This is a genomic window from Candidatus Oscillochloris fontis (assembly GCF_004138135.1).
Classification (GTDB): domain Bacteria; phylum Chloroflexota; class Chloroflexia; order Chloroflexales; family Chloroflexaceae; genus Oscillochloris; species Oscillochloris fontis.
This window is the reverse complement of sequence record NZ_RYFD01000085.1, coordinates 1-7,210: the sequence shown is the minus strand read 5'-3', so window position 1 is coordinate 7,210 and position 7,210 is coordinate 1. Positions and strand designations below refer to the sequence as shown.

General features: G+C 51.6%; 3 protein-coding genes. All 3 read right to left on the bottom strand.

Annotation, left to right across the window (positions count from 1 at the left end):
* Positions 1 to 273: 273 nt before the first annotated feature.
* Genes EKD03_RS17685 through EKD03_RS17675 form a run of 3 tightly spaced genes read right to left on the bottom strand, consistent with a single transcriptional unit; the run spans position 274 to position 6,991 of the window.
* Positions 274 to 1,710, bottom strand: coding sequence for a WD40 repeat domain-containing protein (locus tag EKD03_RS17685; protein WP_129633701.1), 1,437 nt, complete (start codon positions 1,708 to 1,710; stop codon positions 274 to 276).
* 29 nt (positions 1,711 to 1,739) lie between these two features.
* On the bottom strand, positions 1,740 to 2,570 hold the full coding sequence (locus tag EKD03_RS17680; protein WP_129633699.1) for an N-acetylmuramoyl-L-alanine amidase: 831 nt from the start codon (positions 2,568 to 2,570) through the stop codon (positions 1,740 to 1,742).
* Positions 2,567 to 6,991 (bottom strand): lipase/acyltransferase domain-containing protein, encoded by a 4,425-nt coding sequence (locus tag EKD03_RS17675; RefSeq protein ID WP_161569307.1) that lies wholly within the window; start codon positions 6,989 to 6,991, stop codon positions 2,567 to 2,569. The genes EKD03_RS17680 and EKD03_RS17675 overlap by 4 nt, the downstream gene beginning before the upstream one ends.
* Between the last annotated feature and the right edge of the window lie 219 nt (positions 6,992 to 7,210).

Sequence of the window (7,210 nt, the reverse complement as noted above, 5' to 3'; positions counted from 1 at the left end):
CGCTACGGGCGACGCAAGGAGCATGATCTGGCACGAAAGACCGTCTTTATCCGTACATACGTACTGCGTAAGGTGAGTTATATGAGTAGGAGGATTCGGGTTCTCAATGGTTGGCGCTACACTGTATCCTAAAAAAGCCTGCACCGTGCCATCCGGCAAAAACATAAAGTCAAAAGCGGGCGCATCTGCATCGCGCTGGTGATCGCCTGTTGGACTACGAACGCCTATCCATTTGCCTACAATGGCCTGACGAGTTTCTGCGGCAGTTGCCTTTTAAGCCTCTGTGGGCACACCCCACAAATGTAGCCCAAGTCCGTTCACATCTCCCATTGAATCGACCGAAAGTAGTAATTTCCCATTTGGGCTGAATTCTAATATTCTGTTATCAGCAATACCCGTGCTTCTTAGGGTGGTAATTGCGCTGGCAGTTGCCAGGTTCCATAACCTGATCGTCCCATCATCAGAACCTGATGCCAGCAATTTCCCATCTGGACTAAACGCCAAAGATAGAATTTGGGTATGAGCCAGGGTCGTAGTTACGCGACTTGTTGCCACGTCCCACAACAGGATATCATCTCCTGATTCATATGCTAACAATCTACCATCTGGACTAAATTTTGGGGAACTTCCTTTCAATGTGGCAATCTCCATACCCGTTGCCACATCCCATAATCTGATTGTCCCATTCAGTAAGTAAGATACCAGCAGCTTACCGTCGGGGCTGAACGCACTAAAAACACCGCCTTCTAGGGTCGCCGTTTCCGTGCCGGTTGCTACATTCCATAATTTGATTGTATTATCTTCTAATGAGTCAGATGCTAGTAGCGTCCCATCTGGGCTAAAAGCTATACCAAGAGGTTTTGGGAGTCCATCGAGGGTGTTGATTGCTCGACCCGTCGCCACTTCCCACAGTTGTACTCTCCCATCATTTGATGCGGAGGCCAGTAGAGACCCGTCCGGGCTGAACGCTAAATCGCTGATTGTATCTGTGAATCTTGCCAATGTAATGATTACTTGACCTGTGGATACGTCTAGTAACTGCAGTATTCCATCTTTATTCGAACCTAAGGCTACAAGTGTCCAGTCCGGGCTAAATGCGACGGCTACGAATATAAAATCACCATCTCCCGGAGTTGTTGCTATGGGTGTTTTTAGACCTGTCTCTGCGTCCCATAGCATAAGTGTACTATCTTTTGACAACATATAGGCCATCTGCGATCTCGCTGGGTTAAACGCTGATGGGTATCCGTCCATTTTGGCAATTTCAGTCACTTGTGCCGCATTTTCAGGGGTTATCGGCGCACGGTCTCCATTCTCTGACACAGATGCTGTAGCGATAGGTGTCGGTGCTAATGTAGGCTCCGCACTAGCCCCCAGGCTCACCACGATGCTGACTTCGCCCTCGCACGGGTCGAGGCGAGCACCGGCATCTGGACTCTGGGCGATGACCTGACCCTCGGGTACGCTGTCGCTGAACTCGGCGCTGCGTAACGGCACTAGTCCAACTCCCTGCACCATACGCTCCGCATTCTCTGAGTCAAAGCCTACGACATTTGGCACTATGCACGCTGCTACCTGGACATCACTCTGTCCTGCTTGGGGTACGTTTGTCGTCACATCCCCACTGCCACATGCAGTCAACAGGAACACCAGCGTTACCAAAATCAGCCAAGACCAGTTGTTCTTACGGATGTTTGTTGTGCAGTGCATGAAGAAATCTCCTTACAATTATTGCAACCCTATTGCCCTAGTTGCGCAGCTACGCCGCGTTGAATAGTTCCATCTTCAAGGTAACGGTAGAGGTTATCGCCGGGACAGGTGATGCGTGACCCCGTGCGAGGGTCAATGTGTTCGCCGCGTGCATTGAGCGGGATGAAGTCGCGATGACCGTGGATCGTGTCTGGGGCGAGGTGGTAGGTATCGGCGATCCATGCCATCAATTCGATAATCGCCGTGATCTGGGTCGGGTTGGGTTCTTGTTCCCCGGCGTCATATTTGCCCAAGACGGCAACCTGGATGTGGCCCTGGAGATCGTAATCGGTATTTGAGCTACCCTGCGCGGCCAGCGTTCGCCCCTCGTAGATCGTCCCCTCAAGGTCAATCAAGAAGTGGTAGGGAATATCCGGCCATTTGCGGTTGTCAATACTCCAACGTTGCACCTGACGGATATATTGGGAAGCCGGGATTGTACCGTCAAAGAGTACCCCTTCGTGGTGGAGGGTGATTTCGCGTGGGTCAAGGGGAATAAAGGTTCCTACGGCTTCGGCTGCTCCCCACGCGGCACGGCTGACGATGGCCGGTTTGGGAACTGGGATATGGACTGTTGGTGTGGGATCAGCGGGTATCCCGCGATCCGGCTGGAGGGTTGCCACAACCAACCCTTGTTCATGTTGGGGAAGGGACGTGCTTGTGGGAATGATGGGTGCTAGGTCTATTGTTGCTACGGTATCCGTCGGCAATGATGGGGGGGCGGCCATATTCAGCCCAACACCAACCACCACGAGCAGAACAAGGAGTCCTGCGAGAAGGGCAATGATTGGTGTGGTGGGGTGCTGGTTAGGGTTGCTCACGGAGCCATCTCCCCAGCCAGAATGGCCCGTACATCGTTGCGAAAGAGCGTGAAGGACGGCATATTCCCGCCGGGGCTGGTCGTGGGATGTTCGCCAAAGGGGTTATTCGGGGCAATCTGCGACAGCGGATAGAGATCGTCCGGGGAGATGTTGTATCTCTGACAGAGCCATGCCATCAGCCAGCGAATCGAGCGCAGGCTCTCTGGTGTAGGCTCTTGCGAGTCATAGTTGCCAAGGATGCCAATGATAATCGAGCCATTCAGTTGGTAGGTTGGGTTCACAGATGTGTAGGATGAGTTACTCTCAAAACCCACATCGCGCCCAGCAAAGATGCTGCCATCCGGTGCAATGGTGTAGTGGTAGGCAATATCGGGCCAGCCGTTGTTCATGTGAACCGACTGGTTGGAACGTACCCGTGCTGCGAGGGAATCATCGCAACATGAGCGGGCCTCGTGTGACAGAACGATGCGGGCTGGGGTGTGGGGAACCAATCCTGTACTGGGATCCATTGCGCCCCACGAACTGCGCGAAATGATGGGTGGTTCGGGGACGAACGCTATCCGTGCCTCACTGGGAGTTGAGGTGGGTACGTCCGTCGGGCTTGCCACGAGCACCGCAGCATCCGCCGTTGGTGCCGAGAGGGTTGGTACTGGGCTAGGAACTACGCTAGTTATGGCTTCGGGGTTACTACGTGCTGCACTGGTAGGGGCAACGCTCGGTGCTGAGCGCGAGATAGACCCCAACAGTGGGGGGATGATCAGGAATAGTGCGAGGATCAACAGCGCCAAGAGGAACAGGAGGGCACCCAAGAAGGCCCAAGCCGTCAAGGGTGGCCGCGCCATACTCCGCCTTACCAGCACTACCCCGCCGACGAGGACGAGACTCAGCAAGGCCAGCCCGACATAGCCGGGGAGATCCCATAGACCACGCGGGGTTAGGGTATACGTCACCACACCCGAACGGTTGGCCACGTTATCATCGGCAAAGACATAGAAGGTAGTCCCATCCGCAGGATTCACCTCGAACGGTTCGGTATAGAACTGATAGTGCTGATCATCAGTCGAGTAGAGGATCTGTTTCACCCCCGAACCCGCATCTTCTGCCGTGATCGTTGCCATCCAGCGCAAGCCCTGACGGGTCACATCAATCTTTACCGTGGGTGCATCGAGATCATTGGAGGCATCACCGACCACCGAAACGGTTGGAGGAACCAGTGTGTCAAAGGTTCCATCGCCATCGCTGTCATAGCGTAGCTCGGCGGCACCTTGGGGCGAGATCGTAAGGGCTGCGGTAGTCGTGAGCGGGAAATTCAGGTCGCTATAGCGCACCGTACTACTCGTTGTATTGCCGGTGCCGGTACGCAACTCCAGGTACATTGGCTCGCTACTCACCGGCAGCACCAGGGTATACTCCTGATCAGCGGGAGCCACAAACATATGCGCCTGTTCACCAAGGACGTAGTAGCTTGCATTAGGAACCGGCAGGCTCAGCGTGCCACTGATCGCATCGGTCGTATTGCCGAGTTGGTCGGTAAGCGTAGCCGAGGGAGTATTGAGGATGGTGATGTAGTGGGCAGGCTTGGCCGTTGTGGTGCTGGATTGCTGCTCTAATGCCCTGAAGGAAATGGAGTAGGCTGTGTCAGTATTACCCATTGCCACAGACGGTGGTGGATTACGTCGAGAAAGGATGGTGATCAGATCGGTAATAACACCGTCATTTCTTACAAGTGCGTTGTGATCAGCCTGATCTTTGTTCCCATAGAAGCATGCAACATGGAGATTAGTATTATTGCACTCCTCCGGCGCTTTCAGTGGCGGTGGGACAGCACTGATGGTGGGGACGGTTCCGTCGCCACTTGATAGAACCAAAAAGAGTGCATTATCATTATGTAGGCAAGTAATGACAACATCCTCTCTGTTTTGGCTGGCAAACCATCCACCAAGACCTGTACAGTAAGGGATATTTGTTGTTGATATGTGTGTGACAGTTTTATCAGTGTCTACATTGCCGTAAAAATTATAGTGATCAACACCATACCACTCTGTCAGATTGTCTTGTAGAGGTGTATGGAAATCCTTGTTTGTTTCAACGGGATTACTGGCAAAATGTTTATCGAAAGCTTTCGAGAAACCCTCAAAAGAGTAATTCTCATTATTACTTCCATTCTGATTGTAATCCCAGCCATATTCTCCAAAAATACTACCTGCACGCTGAAAATATGTTGGACTAGGAAGGAGTTCATGTGGGCCAGGAAAAAACTCAACAAGATTCTTCAGTTCATCTGCTTCAATAATACCTGGAGTAATTCCTTCATAATAACCGGTTTCCATAATAGCAATAGCACTTGGTGCACCTAGCCATGGTGTGGCAATACTAATGAAGCGATCAATATAATGACTATCAGGATTATCGAGTACATAGCGACGTGTTAAGATACCACCCATACTATGAGCCACGATGTCTACATATTGACTTCCAGTTGTTTTTTGTACACATTGTATGTAATCACGTAAAATTTTGGCATTCTCAGCATTGCTCTTTCGCCAATCATACGCGAATACATGTAATGAGGTTTGACTTGAAGCCATTTCGCAACGAAAAAATATTGAAGTGCCGATTCGATTTTCTTTATATTCACCCTTCAACTTGAGATATTTGATGATATCATCGTAAATAATGACAAATCTAAAAGGGTCGTTTATACCTATTTCCCAGAGAACATCACGAATAATATCTTTTGCTTCGACTTTATTGTTGCTGAATGGATCTTCAGGATTCAATGATAAATACTTTTTAAATTGTTTTGATAACACTCGAGGCCATAGTTCTGAACCATTACTATACAATTTACTCCCCATAATCCCCGGCACAAAGATGAGCGGGCGACGCTCGGTGCGCATGGTGAAGTTCTTCTCTTCGATGCCCTGGGTGGTAAAGGTGTACACTGGCGGATCGAACACCGCGCCCAAACCTTCTGCGGATACATTTTGTTCGTAGAGGCGCACGGTACATGGTTCTGGTTGGGTGGCATACCATGTCAGCACATACTCCCCATTGGCATTGGTAGTGGTGCTGCCACAAGTATCACCGAAGAGCAGAACATTAGCGGCTGGTTTACCATTTGTATCGGTGACGTGGCCAGTGAAGATGTAGGAGACAGCAGCATCACCTGAGATTGTGGGGGCTATCGGTTGGGGCGTTGCCGTGGGTGCGACACTCCCGCTTGTTGCAGCAGGGCGCCACGCGGGGTTCTCGCCAACCGCAGAGATGCGCTGTGGGGTTCCGCCACTGGCACTTACGAGCCAGAGTTCTCTCCCTCCATATACTAACCATGCCTTGTCGGGTGACCAGTCGAGACTTGAACCCAAATTCTCACCACCCACAAGCCGCCGAGGTTCGGCATTGGGATTTGCCGCGTCTACGAGTAAGGTTGCCGTGCTCCAGTCGCCTGATGTATCTCCCGGAGGGCAGTCGGCTGCGATGACTGCGAGGGTTGTACCATCACGCGACCATGCAGCGTCAAATGTGCTTTGGCCTCCACCTGGCCACGCACAATAGTTGTCGTTATTCCAGGCAACGTGTTGTTTGCCTGTGGATAAACTTCCCCACCCCATATCACCACTCGTAATAGTCAGTATTTCATCATCAGAAAGTACTTGAATTTTATCAACTACAAACCCATCCTCCTCTACAACGGTCTGTTGAGTAGGCGATATGGAGCGAATCAAGACCCATTCGCCTACAATGTTATTGTGTTCATGAGCTTGCGTAATCCGCACAAAGAAGAGCGACCCATCTGGGGCAAACGATGGTAGGTACTCATCGAGCAGATCGGAGGAGATTTGTTCGGTATTCCCGCTTGCTACATCTAGGGCGTAGATATCATAGTTCCCGGTACGGTTGGAGGCATAGGCCAAGCGGCGTCCATCGGGCGACCATGTCAGTTGGATTCCGCCGCGCCAATCGTCTGGCGTCCCAACCGTCCCATCCGTCACGAGGGGGGTGGACTGGCCATTGGCGAGGTTGAGCAGGTAGATGTTGCCGTCCTGGATGTAGGCGATCTCGCCGCTGGTGGGGAGGGGTGTTACTGGTTCGGGGGTGGTTGTACTCCCCATAGATGCCGTGTACCAGTGTAGGTCTGCGGCATCTGGTGGCAGATCCAACACTTTACGCAAGCCAGTACCATCAAGGTTGATTACCCACAAGGCAACTTCACCGAAGTGTAGATTGCCAGGATCACTGGTAATAAAGGCCAGTGTCTGCTGGTCGGGGCTAAGTACCATCTCGCTGGCTACCATTCCTGGTACTAACACCCGGTTATCGCTCCCATCTGCATGAGCAAGAATGATGTCATACTGTGGCGTAACCGATTCCTCGTCCCAAACCCCCTTGCAGATATAGCGGCTGTACACAAAGCTCATATCGGTTAACCAGACAGCACTGACTGGCATTCCGGAGAGTGGTTTTGATTCATTGCTTACAGATCGTAGCGATCCGATGCAAGCCAGATCCCAGGAGTCAATAGCACGTTGCTTATCTGGATGTATCCAAGCAGGGCTACTCGGGGGTTGTGCTAGTACATAAACTTTAAAAATCGCCTATCGTTGTATTTTTCTACGAATAGGTGATGCACGTATGCC